Source organism: Hyphococcus sp. D3-15, assembly GCF_055809375.1.
On sequence record NZ_CM147910.1, the window covers coordinates 4,113,511 to 4,128,276 of the forward strand.

At 59.6% G+C, this 14,766-nt stretch carries 17 protein-coding genes; 3 read left to right on the forward strand and 14 right to left on the reverse strand.

The window, feature by feature from the left end; all coding sequences use genetic code 11:
• Positions 1–27 precede the first annotated feature (27 nt).
• The 3 genes from AC0L8G_RS19795 to AC0L8G_RS19805 are packed head-to-tail and all read left to right on the forward strand — an operon-like array spanning position 28 to position 3,325.
• Positions 28–1,749, forward strand: coding sequence for an alkaline phosphatase D family protein (locus AC0L8G_RS19795; protein WP_473385894.1), 1,722 nt, complete (start codon positions 28–30; stop codon positions 1,747–1,749).
• Entirely contained in the window at positions 1,749–2,321 is a 573-nt protein-coding gene (locus AC0L8G_RS19800) for a hypothetical protein (protein ID WP_473385895.1), read from the forward strand. Before AC0L8G_RS19795 ends, AC0L8G_RS19800 begins: the two co-directional genes overlap by 1 nt.
• Positions 2,318–3,325 carry an adenosine deaminase gene (locus AC0L8G_RS19805; RefSeq protein WP_473385896.1) on the forward strand — a complete coding sequence of 336 codons (1,008 nt, stop codon included), beginning with the start codon at positions 2,318–2,320 and terminating at the stop codon, positions 3,323–3,325. Before AC0L8G_RS19800 ends, AC0L8G_RS19805 begins: the two co-directional genes overlap by 4 nt.
• Before the next feature lie 85 nt (positions 3,326–3,410).
• On the opposite strand, the gene AC0L8G_RS19810 is transcribed toward AC0L8G_RS19805, so the two are convergent.
• The 14 genes from AC0L8G_RS19810 to AC0L8G_RS19875 all read right to left on the reverse strand — a co-directional run bounded on the left by AC0L8G_RS19810 (position 3,411) and on the right by AC0L8G_RS19875 (position 14,687).
• Complete coding sequence (locus AC0L8G_RS19810) at positions 3,411–4,208, reverse strand: hypothetical protein (protein WP_473385897.1); 798 nt, start codon at positions 4,206–4,208, stop codon at positions 3,411–3,413.
• Between the two features lie 43 nt (positions 4,209–4,251).
• Entirely contained in the window at positions 4,252–4,806 is a 555-nt protein-coding gene (locus tag AC0L8G_RS19815) for a lipid-binding SYLF domain-containing protein (RefSeq protein ID WP_473385898.1), read from the reverse strand.
• Positions 4,807–4,923: 117 nt separating this feature from the next.
• Positions 4,924–5,607 carry a DJ-1/PfpI family protein gene (locus tag AC0L8G_RS19820; protein WP_473385899.1) on the reverse strand — a complete coding sequence of 228 codons (684 nt, stop codon included), beginning with the start codon at positions 5,605–5,607 and terminating at the stop codon, positions 4,924–4,926.
• Between the two features lie 40 nt (positions 5,608–5,647).
• The gene (gene tssD, locus AC0L8G_RS19825; RefSeq protein ID WP_473385900.1) at positions 5,648–6,184 is read right to left on the reverse strand and encodes a type VI secretion system tube protein TssD; all 537 of its coding nucleotides are present in this window, start codon (positions 6,182–6,184) and stop codon (positions 5,648–5,650) included.
• A 66-nt stretch (positions 6,185–6,250) separates the two neighbouring features.
• Positions 6,251–6,616: an MGMT family protein gene (locus tag AC0L8G_RS19830; RefSeq protein WP_473385901.1), complete on the reverse strand. Its 366-nt coding sequence runs from the start codon at positions 6,614–6,616 to the stop codon at positions 6,251–6,253.
• 116 nt (positions 6,617–6,732) lie between these two features.
• Positions 6,733–7,929 carry an acetyl-CoA C-acyltransferase gene (locus tag AC0L8G_RS19835; RefSeq protein ID WP_473385902.1) on the reverse strand — a complete coding sequence of 399 codons (1,197 nt, stop codon included), beginning with the start codon at positions 7,927–7,929 and terminating at the stop codon, positions 6,733–6,735.
• A gap of 34 nt (positions 7,930–7,963) precedes the next feature.
• Positions 7,964–8,167 (reverse strand): hypothetical protein, encoded by a 204-nt coding sequence (locus AC0L8G_RS19840; RefSeq protein ID WP_473385903.1) that lies wholly within the window; start codon positions 8,165–8,167, stop codon positions 7,964–7,966.
• A 39-nt stretch (positions 8,168–8,206) separates the two neighbouring features.
• Positions 8,207–9,121, reverse strand: coding sequence for an SDR family NAD(P)-dependent oxidoreductase (locus AC0L8G_RS19845; RefSeq protein WP_473385904.1), 915 nt, complete (start codon positions 9,119–9,121; stop codon positions 8,207–8,209).
• Between the two features lie 3 nt (positions 9,122–9,124).
• On the reverse strand, positions 9,125–9,577 hold the full coding sequence (locus AC0L8G_RS19850; protein ID WP_473385905.1) for an OsmC family protein: 453 nt from the start codon (positions 9,575–9,577) through the stop codon (positions 9,125–9,127).
• A 9-nt stretch (positions 9,578–9,586) separates the two neighbouring features.
• The gene (locus AC0L8G_RS19855; RefSeq protein ID WP_473385906.1) at positions 9,587–10,042 is read right to left on the reverse strand and encodes a MaoC family dehydratase; all 456 of its coding nucleotides are present in this window, start codon (positions 10,040–10,042) and stop codon (positions 9,587–9,589) included.
• A gap of 33 nt (positions 10,043–10,075) precedes the next feature.
• Positions 10,076–11,215: an acyl-CoA dehydrogenase family protein gene (locus AC0L8G_RS19860; RefSeq protein ID WP_473385907.1), complete on the reverse strand. Its 1,140-nt coding sequence runs from the start codon at positions 11,213–11,215 to the stop codon at positions 10,076–10,078.
• 146 nt (positions 11,216–11,361) lie between these two features.
• Entirely contained in the window at positions 11,362–12,564 is a 1,203-nt protein-coding gene (locus tag AC0L8G_RS19865; protein WP_473385908.1) for an acyl-CoA dehydrogenase family protein, read from the reverse strand.
• A gap of 20 nt (positions 12,565–12,584) precedes the next feature.
• A complete protein-coding gene (locus AC0L8G_RS19870; protein ID WP_473385909.1) occupies positions 12,585–12,893 on the reverse strand; it encodes a DUF1272 domain-containing protein in 309 nt (102 codons plus the stop codon).
• A gap of 84 nt (positions 12,894–12,977) precedes the next feature.
• Entirely contained in the window at positions 12,978–14,687 is a 1,710-nt protein-coding gene (locus AC0L8G_RS19875; protein WP_473385910.1) for a class I adenylate-forming enzyme family protein, read from the reverse strand.
• Between the last annotated feature and the right edge of the window lie 79 nt (positions 14,688–14,766).

The window sequence follows — 14,766 nt, forward strand, 5'->3', positions numbered from 1 at the left end:
TTAGGCCGCAGCAATTGGAAACAGCCGATGTCTAACAAATTCACCCGCCGCGCCGCGCTGACATCGGGGCTCGCCATCGGCGCCGCCTCTTGCGCCTCCAGCCCGAAAATGACGCCCTATGTTGCGGTCAGCGATACGGCGGCGGGGGTGTTTTCTCATGGCGTCGCATCGGGCGATCCGGCTGCGACGTCTGTCGTCATCTGGACGCGGATCTCACCCTCTGAAAGCGGCTCGCGCGCCATCGTCGCCTGGCAAGTCGCGCATGATGAAGCCTTCACCGAGATTGTCGCGAGCGGCGACACAACCACCGGCTTGCATCGCGACTGGACGGTGAAAGCCCTCGTCGGCGATCTGCAGCCGGGCGCGACCTATTTTTACCGGTTCCAAATCGGCGATGCGGTTTCGCCGACAGGACGCTCCAGAACGCTGCCCACCGGCGCTGTCGACAAGGCGCGCTTTGCGGTGCTCTCCTGCACCAATTATCCGTTCGGTTATTTCAACGTCTATGACCTCGTCGCCCGCGAGGACGATATCGACGCGGTGATCCACCTCGGCGACTATATTTACGAATATGACCGACAGGGCTATGGCGGCGACGCCGGCCGGGCGCTCGATCGCGAACATTTGCCCGCGCATGAATGCATCACGCTCGCCGATTACCGCATCCGCCACGGACAATACAAAGCCGATCCCGCCTCGCGCGCGATGCATGCGCGCCATCCGCTGATTGCAATCTGGGACGATCACGAAGTCTCCAACGATTCATGGCGTGGCGGCGCGGAAAACCACGACCCGTTGACCGAAGGCGAATGGGAAGCGCGCCGCCGCGCCGCGTTGCAGGCCTATTATGAATGGATGCCGGTGCGCGAACCGGATATGGCGCCGGAAGCCTTCTTCCGCTCCTTCTCCTATGGCGACTTGCTGACCATTGCGGCGCTGGAAACCCGGCTGATGGCGCGTACGAAACAATTTGAATACGCCGAAGTCATCCCGACGCTGAACTCGCAGGAAGATGCGGACCTGTTTCTCTCAAAAATAATCTGGGATGAAACAAGAGAAATGCTTGGCGCCGCGCAGCTCGATTATTTCGACCGCGTCTGGCGCAATTCGGTCGCCGCCGGACAGCCATGGCGCCTTGTCGCCAATCAGGTAACGATGGCGAAGGTCACCGCGCCGGACCTGACGCCGCATGTCACCGAAGAGGACCTCGCGGCGCTGGAAGCGCAATGGGAGCCGGCGCGCTCTTTCGTGAAATCGTCCGCACTCGGACTGCCTGCAAATTTCGACGCCTGGGACGGCTATCCGGCGGCGCGCGAACGCTTTTACGACATGGTGCGCGAAGCGGGCGGCGGCGGCATGATTGTCGTCACCGGCGACACCCATACCTGGTGGGCGAATGACCTGGTGGACAAGGCCGGCGATCAGGTCGGCGTGGAGCTGGGCGTGCATTCCGTCACCTCCCCCTCACCATACAATCGCGAATTTCTGGGCGGCAAGGGCGCGGAATATGCGCTGCTTACAGCGCGCGAGAACAAGGATGTGCGCTTTCTGTCCGGCGAGCATCACGGCTATATCAACCTCACCATCACAAAGGACTCCGCGCATGCGGAGTTTCGCGCGGTCGATACGGTCGAGAGCGGCGCCTATAATGCGTTCATGCACGCCGCCTTTGATATCGCCAAAAAGGACGGCGCAGCCGAATTCACCCGCGCCAGGGGCCTGACCTTCAAGGAGAACTTCCTGTTTTAATGACCGGATGGATTTCAACCCGCATTGAAAAGGCGAGCTGGACCGGCTTCATCGTCTGGACCGCCATCCTGTTCGCCTACTCCTACTGGGCCTTCACCCTGGACAGCCCGTGGACGCGGGCATTGGAGGCCGCCGGCGGCATGTTGCCGGAGACCCAGCCGGGCATTCCGGCGATTGAACCGGTCCGTTCACTGGACGCGCTCGCCGCCGCCAAAGCCAATGGCGATTACATTCTCTGGCAGGCGCTCGACATTCCCTACACGGTGATGAATTTCTTTTTCGCAGTGATCGGCATGGCGCTTGGATTGAAAGCCATGCGCCTCGACAAAAGCGCGCTGCGGTTCCTGCTGATCTTGCCGGCGATCTATGTTGCTTGCGAGTTGCTGGAGGATGCGATCCTCGCCGGCTTCGCGGCTGGTTTTTTCAATCCATCGGAAGGGATTGTGCTTGTTCAGCAGGTCGCGACGACGTTGAAAATGACTTCCTTCATGCCGGCTATGCTGCTGAGCGTGATCGGCGTAGTCATCGCCCTGATCGCAGCGATAATACGAAAAATCAGAAAGTCCGCATGAACAAGCAAGACCTTACCGCCTACGCCGCCGCCCTGCCGAAAGCCGAACTGCACCTTCATATCGAGGGCAGCCTTGAACCGGAAATGCTGTTCAAGCTTGCCCAGCGCAACAAGGTCGATATTCCCTTCAAGTCGGTCGAGGAAATCCGCGCCGCCTATCAGTTCTCAAACCTTCAGGACTTTCTCGACATTTATTATCAGGGCATGAGCGTGTTGCAGACCGAAGAAGATTTCTTCGATCTCACCATGGCGTATCTAAACCGCGCCCGCGCCGATAATGTGCGCCATGCGGAGATCTTTTTCGATCCGCAAGGACACACTGACCGCGGCGTGCCCTTCGACACGGCGATCAGCGGCATCGTCACCGCGCTCGCCATGGCGAAAGCGCAATTCGGCATGACGACGAAGCTGATCATGTGTTTCCTGCGCCACCTGCCCGAAGATGATGCGCTCAAAACACTCGACCAGGCAGAAGGCTGGCTCGACCGGATCGAAGGCGTCGGGCTCGATTCATCTGAGGTCGGTCATCCGCCGTCAAAATTCGCGCGCGTGTTCAAGGCCGCGAAAGAACGCGGGCTGAAACTCGTCGCCCATGCGGGCGAGGAAGGCCCGCCGGATTATGTGCATGAAGCGCTCGACCTGCTCGCCATTGACCGGCTCGATCATGGCAACAGGTCGCTGGAGGATGACGCGCTTGTGGCGCGGCTGGCGGCGGAACAGATGACGCTGACCGTTTGCCCCTTGTCGAACCTCAAGCTCTGCGTTGTCGACGACATGCGCGCGCATCCGTTAAAACGCATGCTCGATCTCAATCTGCGCGCAACGGTGAACTCGGACGATCCGTCCTATTTCGGCGGCTATATGAATGACAATTTCAAATCCGTCATCAACGCCCTGCCGCTCACCCGCGAGGACGTGAAAACGCTCGCAAAGAACAGCTTTCTCGGCTCGTTTTTGTCGGAAGGCGAAAAGCGCGCGCAACTGGCGGCGATAGAGCTGATCTAGCCGCCCCGTCCTTCGAGACGTAAAAATTCCTTCATCCTGAGGAGCGGCGAAGCCGCATCTCGAAGGGCGAAGGAATTTTTTCTCCTCAGGATGAAGCGCTGGCGCTAAAAATCGAAAACAGCGCTTTTGCTGCTGCGCGCCAGGGCGCGCTGTCATAGGCGACGACCTCCGCCACATGCGCGGCGATGATGACGGCGCCCATGCGCATATAGACCGGATGCACAGCCTTTAAGATGAAACGGTCGCGCGCCATGGCGACAAGGATGGCGAGGTCCGCCAGGAGCGGCGCCGCGACAATCGCCAATTCCGTTGCGCCCGGAAAAAACGCCAGCCGCAAGCGCATCCACAAGGGCCAAAGCAGCGCCGCCGTCGCCAGCAGCATAAAGCGTTTATAGGCGTCGGGCCGGTCCTGATTGAAAAGCCCGGCGGCGACACAAGTAAGAAACAGGATCGTCGCCGCAAGCAGGCTCAAAAATGGCGAAATGCCCGTTTCGTTCATGCTCGCCTGCGCCGCCAGCCGCACGCCCACATGCGGCGCCGCCAGCGCGATCACCACCGCCAGCACAGCCGCGGCGCAGCCGATGTCGCTTCGCCGCCGTGCATGTTTCGCCCGCGCCTGCCAGACGAGAAGCGCACACCAGACAAACGCCAGCGCGCCATATCCCAATATTTCGCGACCGCCCGTAAGGGCTGCGTCCGCTAAAGTTTCGAATGAAAAGATTGTTGCGGCGAGACCGGCGGTCGCGGTGAACGCCATCAAGACGTAAAACCCGGCGCCTTCCGTCTGCAAATTCCCGGCACGCGCATCCCCATTATGCACATGGCTCGCTTGCACATTCTCTGGCGCTGCCGGATGCGCTCCGGCGTACTCAACCGCCCCCATAACCCCATCGCCCGTGTTGAACGCCGGGGTATTCTCCCCGCCGTCAGTCGTTGTGGATCTCGCTGATCTTCGAGCCCTCAAGCGACAGGTTATACATCAGGCCTTTGGAGTCAAAGACGAAGGCGACAATCGGCTGGTTGATCTGGGTCGCATCGACCGCGCCGCCCGCACCCACGGTGATGACCGCGACGGAAGCATCCACGCCGACTTCCCAGCCATCGCTCAAGCGGAATTTTTCCAGCGCTTTAGGGTCGAGAAAGACGATGATCTGGCGGCGCGCCTGAGCGCCAAGCTGGAACCCGATCGAGGCGGAGGCGGTCGAATAATAACCGACCGTATTGCCGTCAATGCGCAGGGCGCCTTGTCCATATTCGCCGCCAATGCCGATGCCGGCCTTTTTGATCGACGGAAACACCAGCACGCCGACGGCCCTCGCCAACACCGCATCCGCGCCCTTCACCTCCTCGCGAAACTCCGCGAGCGCCCTGTCGGTGCGCAGGTCGATCTTTTCTTTCGACGCAGCGAAAGCGGCGCCAGACAGCGCCGACATGGCCGCAAGAACGACAAGCATCGGGCGGAACAAACGAATGGCGGTCATGATGGGCTCCTTGAATGGGTCGCTTGCGGTTTGAGCCCGCAATCTGGCGAGAATGGGGCGCGTTGCGCCCGACCATATTACAACTTCGCAACCGGGCGAAGCCCCGATCCGGTCCAATCAGCTATTCGCCTTGGCCTCGGCCAGCGCCTGGTGAAACGCCGCCAGCCGCGGCGCATAGCGCGCCTGTTGCGCGGCGAGCGCCGGCGCCGCCGCTTTGTCCGGGACACCCGCATGGAAGGGCGGTGCCGGGTCATATTCAAGCCCGAGCTGGATCGCTTTGGCGGCATCCTCTCCGGCGATTTCTGCGGCAATCGCAAATGCGAAATCGATGCCCGCCGTCACGCCGCCGCCGGTAAAGAGATTTCCGTCACGCACATAGCGGGCCTTTACCGGCGTCGCGCCCACTTCAGGCAGCGCGTCATGATAGACCCAGTGCGTCGTCGCTTTCTTGCCGTTCAACAGGCCCGCCGCGCCGAGAATAAACGCGCCGGTGCAGACCGAAGTTATGTATTTCGCGCCCGCCGCCTGCTCCCTGACGAAAGCAATGGTCGCCGCGTCGCGCATCGCATCGTCAATTCCGAAACCGCCGGGAATGCACAGAAGATCCGCAGGCGGACAGCTCTTGAAATCATGGGTCGGGTTCAGCGTCAGCGCCGTATCCGTCGGCACGGGCGCCAGGCTTTTCGCGGCCAGCGCAACCTGCGCCCCCGGCAGGCGTGACAGGACCTGCAACGGCCCGGTGAAATCGAGCTGCGTCAGATTCGGAAATAGGAGGAAAGTGATGTTGAAAGTTTCGCTCATAATTTCCGAACCTGATGCAACACCAGGCTTCTCGCAAGCCCTATCGCCGAGTTGTGACCGCGCTGTCCTGCGCCATGATGCCCCCATCCTCCCAGGTTTCAGTTATCTGCTGGTAGGCGAAGCTGACAATCATCAAATGCGGATCGCGCGCTTCCTTGCCCGCTTCTTTCTTGATGGAAGACACCGTCGCATTCACCAGCTCGATCGTATAATACTGCTCTTCCTTGCCGGACCGGCTCGGCCGATAAAGGCGCAAGGTGACTTGCGGCAGGTTTTCATTCGTCGCAAGCGCGTTGAACAAAAGCGGCGTCGATCTGTCGATCGGCGCTTTGATGGTGAAAGGCAAATGCTGGCGTTTGCCGGTCGCCCGCCCCGACGCCGCATCGCGAGGCGAGATCACCTCATGCGAGAACCCGTAGATTTCAATTGAGTTCTCCCGGCCCGCTTGGGTGACCGAGCCGTCAATATCGCCTTGCGATTCACCTGTGACATAAAGATAGGAATTGAGTCCGGCCTGCGCGGATGCGGACGCGAACAGCACCCCTGCGATTATTGCAGGGCATATCGCCTTGATCATAAAACTCTCCCCAGTTTGAAGGCTCGCGCAGCCTATCATGGCGGAGAGGAACAAGACCAGCGCCGCTTAGCGCCGCCAGCCCGCGATGATTTCCATCGCGGTTTCAATGTCCAGCCCGGCTTTTTCGATCCACTTTTGGGAGGGGCCTTTCCAGCGCGATTGCGCCCAGTCGACTGCGCCGTTTTTCTTGAAGGCGACGCCTTCGTCCTTAAGGCGCCGTCTTTGTTCCTCTGCGCCCGAATGATCAGCGGGCGCTCCCGATGCGGTGACGATGCGATACCATGGCAAATTGTCAGGCGCGGAACGCATGGCGCGCGCCACCATGCGCGGGCCGACGCCGGGCAGGAGGCTCGCAATCATGCCGTAGCTCGCGACCTCGCCTTTCGGCACTTCGCGGATGAGTGCGTGGATGGGTTTGGGGTCAACTGGCATAAAGCAGATCCGTCATCCCGGACTTGATCCGGGACCCACCATAAAACACATCGCTCGCTGGTGGATCCTGAATCAAGTTCAGGATGACAAAATTATTGCTGGCGTCGCAACAACGCTTACGCCACCTCAAACAACCCAGCCGCGCCCATGCCGCCGCCGACACACATGGTGCAGACCACATATTTGGCGCCGCGGCGTTTTCCCTCGATCAGCGCGTGACCGACCATGCGCGCGCCGGACATGCCGTAAGGGTGGCCGATGGAAATCGCGCCGCCATTGACGTTGAGCAGTTCATCAGGAATGCCGAGCTTGTCGCGGCAGTAAAGCACCTGCACCGCGAAAGCTTCGTTCAGTTCCCAAAGACCAATATCGTCCATTTTGAGATTGAATTTTTCGAGCAGCTTCGGCACGGCGAAGACAGGGCCGATGCCCATCTCGTCCGGGTTGGTGCCCGCGACCGCCATGCCGCGATAAATACCGAGCGGGGAAAGCCCGCGTTTGGAAGCTTCTTTCGCTTCCATCACAACCGCGGCGCTCGCGCCGTCAGACAATTGCGAGGCGTTGCCGGCGGTGATGTATTTGCCTTCCTTGATGACCTGCCCGCCTTTGAAGACCGGCTTCAGCCCGTTCAAGCCTTCCAGCGTGGTTTCCGGCCGGTTGCCTTCATCCTTCGCGAGATTGACCTCAACGTCGGAAGTTTCGCCGGTTTCCTTGTTGGTGAATTTCATGACGGAAGCGAGCGGCACGATCTCGTCGTCAAACTTGCCCGCCTGTTGCGCCGCATGGGTGCGTTGCTGCGATTGCAGCGCATAGGCGTCCTGCACTTCGCGGGAAATATTATAGCGTTCGCCGACAATCTCGGCGGTTTCGATCATCTGCATGTACGTGGCGGGCAGGTTTTGAAGCAGCCACGGATCGGGATGCACGAACATGTTCTTGGTCTGGTTCATGGAGATCGACTCAACGCCGACACCCATGGCCACTTGCATATTGTCAGAGATCACCTGCTTCGCCGCCGTCGCGATCGCCATCATGCCCGACGCGCATTGCCGGTCCAGCGATTGCCCCGGCACGGTGTGCGGCATCCCGGCGCGCAACAGCGCCAGCCGCGCAACGTTCGGCGTCGCCGTGCCCATTTGCAGCGCCGCGCCGGCCACCACATCTTCGACTTCGCCTGGCTCGATCTTGGCGCGCTCAATCGCATTGCTCATGGCGTGCGCGGCAAGCGCCGGCGATGTGGTGTTGTTATAGGCGCCGCGATAGGCTTTGCCGATCGGCGTGCGGGCGGTTGAAACGATGACGGCTTCTCTCATGATATGCTCCTTGTTGCGTCAAGGGCGCGTGTATTCACGCCGAGACGATCTTCCATGTAAATTCCGGCGCAATCGCCGAGACCTTGTCCTTGACTGACAAAGCGTCGCTTTCGGTTTTGAAGCGCCGCGCATGTTGGCGCGCGCGCGTCACCTGCACTTGTTCAATGTCCAGCGAAAACGCGACAAACCATTCCGTTTCAGCCCCCTTACGCATATCGATGCGCGCAATCAGAAACATCGGCTCGCCGTTTTCGTTGTCCTGCTTTTCCGCCTATGCCTATTTCTTCGCGTAAGCCTGGGCCTTGGCGATGAAGTTCATATTCGGACCCGATGACGTGTCGTAATAATGCACATCCGCAGTCGAAGAGATTTCATCCCAGTTTTTCGCAATTTCTTCCGGCGTCTGTTTTTCCGGCGGCAAATATACGCCGTCAGTTTCGACCACATAAGCGCGCGAATAGCCGCCCGCCGCGCAGCTCACAATAGAGCGCGACGGCGCGTCTTCGCCGACGAGGAAAAGCATCGCCGCCGTGATCGCTTCCGGCGTCATCTGATCGAGGATCGGCTGGGGAATGCCCAGATCTTCGGTCATGCGCGTCTTCGCCGACGGCGAAATCACATTCGCCTTGATGTTGTATTTCGCGCCTTCCAGATGCAGCGCGTTCATCAGGCCGATCATACCCGCCTTCGCCGCGCCGTAATTCACCTGCCCGAAAATGCCGTGCAGGCCCGAAGGCGACGAGGTGAAGATCACCCGGCCATAGGTTTGTTCGCGCATGATCGGCCAGACCGCATGGGTGCAGATCGCCGAGCCCACCAGATGCACGTCGATCACCGCGCGGAAATCTTCGAGCGTCATCTTGTGGAACGACTTGTCGCGCAAAATGCCCGCATTGTTCACGAGAATGTCGATGCGGCCCCATTTATCCATGGCTGCTTTGACCATGGCGGCAACCTGGGCCTCGTCGGTCACATTCGCGCCGTCGGCGATGGCTTGGCCGCCTGATGCATTAATGTGGTTCACCACTTCTTCCGCCGCCGAGAGCGAGCCGCCGCTGCCGTCGCGCGCGCCGCCGAGATCATTGACCACGACTTTCGCGCCCCGCGCGGCCAGCGCCAGCGCGTGGGATTTGCCGAGACCATTACCGGCGCCGGTTACGATAGCGACCTTTCCGTCATATCTGATCGTCACATTCTACTCCCTGATCTCGACAGTGATGTCCGTCTTCACCGAATTGGCGATGAAGCATGCTTCATGCGCGTCATGATGCATCTTTTCGAGCGTCGGCCGGTCGACCGCAACCCCTTTGGCGAAGACAATTTTCGGAAACAACTCAACCCGCGTCATGGCGAGGCGTCCTTGCGCATTTTTCTCCAGATGCCCGACAGCCTTGTCGTCATAGGCGTCGACCGTCAGCCGTTTGCGGGCAGCGATGGCGAGAAAGGTAAGCATGTGACAGCTTGATATCGACGCGGTGTAAGCTTCTTCCGGATCGACGCAGGCGGGATCGCCCAGAAACGCCGGCGCGGCCGCAGCCTTTACTTCCGCGCCATTGTCAAAACGCCAGATATGCGTGCGGTTATAGTCATCATAGGCGAAGCTTTCGGTCTCGCGCTTCCAGACGATTTCCGCAACATGCTCAGACATGATCAATCCTTACACGAATTGCATGGTCAGCCATTCAGCGACCAGCGCAGGTTTCGTTTCGCCGTCAATTTCAACCTTCACCGCATATTTCAACGACCACTGGCCGGGGATTTTGGAGTCGGCCGACATCAAGGTGAAGCGCCCGCGTATTTTCTGGCCGGATTTCACCGGGGTCACGAAGCGGACCTTTTCAAAGCCGTAATTGACGCCCATCTTGACGCCTTCAAAAACAATGACGGCGCCCGAGGCCAGTTTCGACAACATGGAGAGCGTTAAAAACCCGTGGGCGATGGTCGCGCCAAAGGGCGTTTTCGCCGCCGCTTCCGGATCGATGTGAATGAACTGGTGATCTTCGGTCACATCGGCGAACTGGTTGATCCGTTCCTGATCGATCGTGATCCAGTCGGAAACGCCAATCTCCTTGCCGATGAAGTCCGCGATTTTGTCAGGCGTCGTAAATGGCATGGAAGGCTCCTTGTTCGTGGCGCGCCGCTTCTATCAGTAACCGCGCATTTGCGCGAGACGGTCGGCGTGAAAAGCTGAATCGCCGAACATTTCCTGCGCCACGCGAATGCGTTTCATGTAAAATCCGATATCGAATTCGTCGGTCATGCCGATGCCGCCATGCATTTGCACCGCTTCCTGGCTTGCGAGCTTGGCGACTTCGCCGGCTTTCGCTTTCGCCAGCGAACAGATCAGCCCGGCCATGCCGTAATGCTCATCAAGGTCTTGCAGGGCTTTCAAGATCGCCGATTTCGCCAGCTCGATTTCCGAATATAAATGCGCCGCGCGATGTTGCAGCGCCTGGAAGCTGCCGATTTCCGAACCGAATTGCTTGCGCTCTTTGAGATAACTCACGGTCATTGCGAAAGCCTGCTGCGCCGCGCCGGACATTTCCGCCGCCAGCCCGGCGCGCCCGGCATTGAGCACGCCTTCCAGCGCCATATAGCCGCCATCGACCTCGCCCAGCACATCGTCGCCGGTCGCCTCGACGCCATCGAATTTGATCCGCGCGGCGTTGCGGCTATCGACCATTTGCGTGCGCTCAACCGAAACGCCTTTCGCCTTTGCATCGACAAGGAAAAGACTGAGCCCGTCGCGCTCGCCGGCGGCGCCGGCGGTGCGCGCCGCAACAATAATCTTGTCCGCCACATGACCGTCGGCGACGAATGTCTTGTCGCCGGAAAGCTTGAACCCGTTGCCGCTTTTTTCCGCCGCCATGGCGATTTTCGCGGGCCCGTGTTTTCTGTGCTCATCCACCGCAAGCGCAAACAGGGTTTCACCCGCAGCGATGCTGGGCAGGTTCGCTCGTTTCTGCGCATCGGACCCAAGTTTTTTCAGGGCCGTCGCCGCCAATATCGAAGTCGACAGAAATGGCGAAGCCGTCAGGGTGCGGCCCATCTCTTCGACGATGACGCCCGCGCCGACGAAACCGAAATCGGCGCCGCCATGGTCTTCATCCACCAGAATGCCGGCCCAGCCCATTTCCGCCATCTCTTTCCAGAGACCGCGATCGAAACCGGTTGCGTCATTCGTATCGCGCAATTTGCGCAAGGCCGAGACCGGCGCTTTTTCATCGAGAAACCCGCGCGCCGACTCACGCAGCATTTCCTGTTCTTCATTAAGCACTAAGGGCATTCTGCTATTCCTTTTCGCAGACGAACAAACAACCTTCATCCTGAGGAGCAAATCCGTCTTCGCCCTTCGAGACGCGCTCGCTTCCGCGAGCGCCCTCAGGATGAAGGCGGATTTGCGTCTCGAAGGATGGACGGCGTGTACACATTTTATGCGCCGGGCAGTTCGAGAATGCGTTTGGCGATGACATTGAGCTGCACTTCAGAGGTGCCGCCTTCGATCGAGTTGGCTTTGGTTCTGAGCCATCCCTTGGCGAGCTTGCCGTCCTTGGTGCGCTCGCCTTCCCATTCCAGTTCGTCGGAGCCGCCAATATCCATGAAGATTTCAAAGCGGCGCTTGTTAAACTCGGTGCCGTAATATTTCAGCATTGATGAATTGGCGCCGACGCCTTGTCCGGCTTTCGCTTCATCCTTCATGCGCTCAAGCGTCAGCAAAAACGCCCAGCCATCGATCTCGGCTTGCGCGATTTTTGCGCGCAGTAGCGGGTCGGCGAGCTTGCCATGTTCAAGCCCGATCTCCTGCGCCGCGACTTCGCCCATGCCGCGCCCGCCCAGCATGCCGCCGCCGCCGGCGGAAATCATTTCGCGTTCATGAGTGAGGAGATATTTCGCAACATCCCAGCCCTTGTTCATCTCGCCGACAATGGCGGAGACGCCCGGCGCATATTCTTTCGGCGCGGTCGCATCGTCAAAGAAGGTTTCGCAGAAGGGCGACTTGCCGGAGATCAGTTTGATCGGCTTTGTCGATACGCCTTGTTGATCCATATCGACAAGAATGAAGCTGATGCCGGTATGCTTGGTTGCTTTCGGGTCGGTGCGCACCAACACGAAAATCCAGTCGCTTTCATCGGCGTAGGACGTCCAGATTTTCTGGCCGTTGATCAGCCATTCATCGCCCTTATCTTCGCATTTGCATTGCAGGGAGGCGAGGTCGGACCCGGCATTGGGTTCGGAATAGCCCTGACACCAGCGGATTTCGCCGCGCGCGATGGGCGGCAGGAAATGCGCCTTTTGTTCATGCGTGCCGTATTTCAACAGCGCCGGGGCGAGCATCCAGATGCCGAAACTTTCCAGGGGAGAGCGGCATTTGAGCTTGCGCATTTCCGCCTTGAGGACTTTCACTTCATCCTTAGAAAGCCCGGCGCCGCCATATTCTTTCGGCCATGCGGGCACGGTCCAGCCCTTCGCCGCCATGCGCTCGAGCCAAATCTTTTGCGCGTCGGACTGGAAGCTCCAGCGCTTGCCGCCCCAGCAAATATTTTCCTCGCCGCCGGCGCCGTCGCGCATTTCCGGCGGACAATTGTCTTCCAACCAGGCGCGCGCTTCGGCGCGGAAAGCTTCAAGGTCGCTCATGGGCGCATCCTTCCTTCGGTTTATCGCTCTTGCGGCGGTATGTGTTTGAGACTGGCGGCGAACGCGTCGATTTCCTCGCGCGAATATTTTGCGTGCACGCGCTTGTCCGATGGCTGGTGATTGACAAGACAAACGCCCGTCCGGCGCGGCGTCTTTGGCCGTATGGGACGCGGTACAAAGCCGCCGCCGCAATTAGGACATACGTTGAAGAGCACATTGTCTACGCAATCAGCGCAGAAGGTGCATTCGTAAGTGCAGATGCGCGCATCGGCGGCGTCAGGCGGCAAGTCCTTGTCGCACAATTCACAATTGGGCCGAAGTTGCAGCACACCAGGTCTCCAGCGAAATTCGAGACCGTTTGTCTCCGCCTTTTTCGCCGGGCGCAAGCTTTTGATGCAGTGCGGCAAGCCCGGTCAGGCGCTGAATGCCGGCGGATGCTGTAACGCAATCTTGCGCACTGTAATCTTGTCGAATTTCGCAGTGCCAAGACGCGGCAGGGATGTCGGTGAAATCCAGATCCGCTCCGGCACTTTGAATTCCGCCAGCTCCTCGGCGAGGAAATCGCGCAATTCGGCGGCGTCGATCGTTTGGCCGGCCTTGGGCAGCACGACAAGCCCGACCCGTTCGCCAATCACCTCGTCGGGTACGGAAAACACCACCGCTTCGGCGACATCTCCATGCTCATAGACGCGATTTTCGACTTCAAGGCAGGATATATTCTCTCCGCCACGGATGATCAGATCCTTGATGCGGTCGACAATATAGAGATAGTCCTCCGCATCCAGCTTGCCGAGATCGCCGGTGCGGAACCAGCCATCGGGCGTGATCGATTTCGCCGTTTCTTCAGGCAGGTTGTGATAGCCGCGAAAATTCGCCGGACTTCTGATCCAGACTTCGCCGACCTCGCCGCGCGGAACCTCCGCGCCGTCCTTGACGATCTTGATGTCGGTGACCGGCGGCACGGCGCGGCCGGTGGAATCGGGACGCGCAAGATAATCGCCCTGGGAGATGACGCTGCCCAGCGCGTTGGTTTCCGATAATCCGTAGCCGGATGATGGTTTTCCGACTTTGAATTTTGCGGAGATTTGCTTGACCTGATCGGCCGGGCGCTTCGCCCCGCCTGAACCGATATCGAGCAGGCTCGGCAAGCCTTCCGGCCCCACCGCCTGCATCAGTTCAAAGGACTGGCTCGGGACGCCGACGAAGTTCGTAAGCTGTTCGCGATTGATGATTTCTGCCGCCTCTTTCGGGTCCCAGCGATACATCATCGCCATGCGCCGGCCGACCAGAAAGGACAGCAGGAAAATCGAATGGGAGCCGGTGACGTGAAATAGCGGGATCGCCAGCAGGATGCCCGGATTGTCGCCAAAAGGGCTGACGCCATCGCGCAATTCCTTCAGCACGGAGGCGACGAAAGACCAGGAAAACAGGGTCGAAATCGCGCCGCGATGGGTGAGGACGACGCCTTTGGGATTGCCGGTCGACCCCGACGTATAGACGATGCAGAAATCATCATCGGGATGAATGTCGGGCGCCGGCGCCGCTTCGCTTTTGGCGTTCGCGATCAGGTCTTCACAGCGGTAATCCGCGCCCTCGCCCTCTTCGCGCGCCAGCACCAGGGTCAGGCCAAGATCTTTTTTGCACGGTAAAATAAATTGCAGGCGCCGCTTGTCGGCGATGACGATCTTCGCGCCGCAATCTTTCAGTCCGTAATGCAGCTCTTCTTCTTTCCACCAGGCGTTCAGGGGCACGACCACTGCGCCGAGGGAGATCACCGCCATATAGCTGACGCACCATTCGGGATAATTGCGCATGGCGAGGGCAACCGTATCGCCCTGCTTGACGCCAAGCTCGTCCTGCAGGCCATGCGCCAATCGGCAGGCGCGCCGCCACAGCTCAGCGAAGCTGATCCGCTCGTCCTCGAAAATCAGAAATTCCTTGTCCCCATGGGTCGCCGCCCCATAGGCGAAAAGCGCCGCAAGGCTCGCCGGGGCGTTCTCGAACACGCGATAGACATTGCCGCGGATTTCCGCCTCGCCCACCTTGAATAAGGGATTTTCCGTCAGCAATCGAAACGCCGCTGCGGCGGCTTTTTGCGGATCAAGCGGCGCGGGGTCGGCCATAGTGCGGACTTTCCTTCTGTTGCGTCGTCGCGAATGTCCTTCTTAGCCGAGCGCGCGCGACCAAGAAACCACGGCGTGC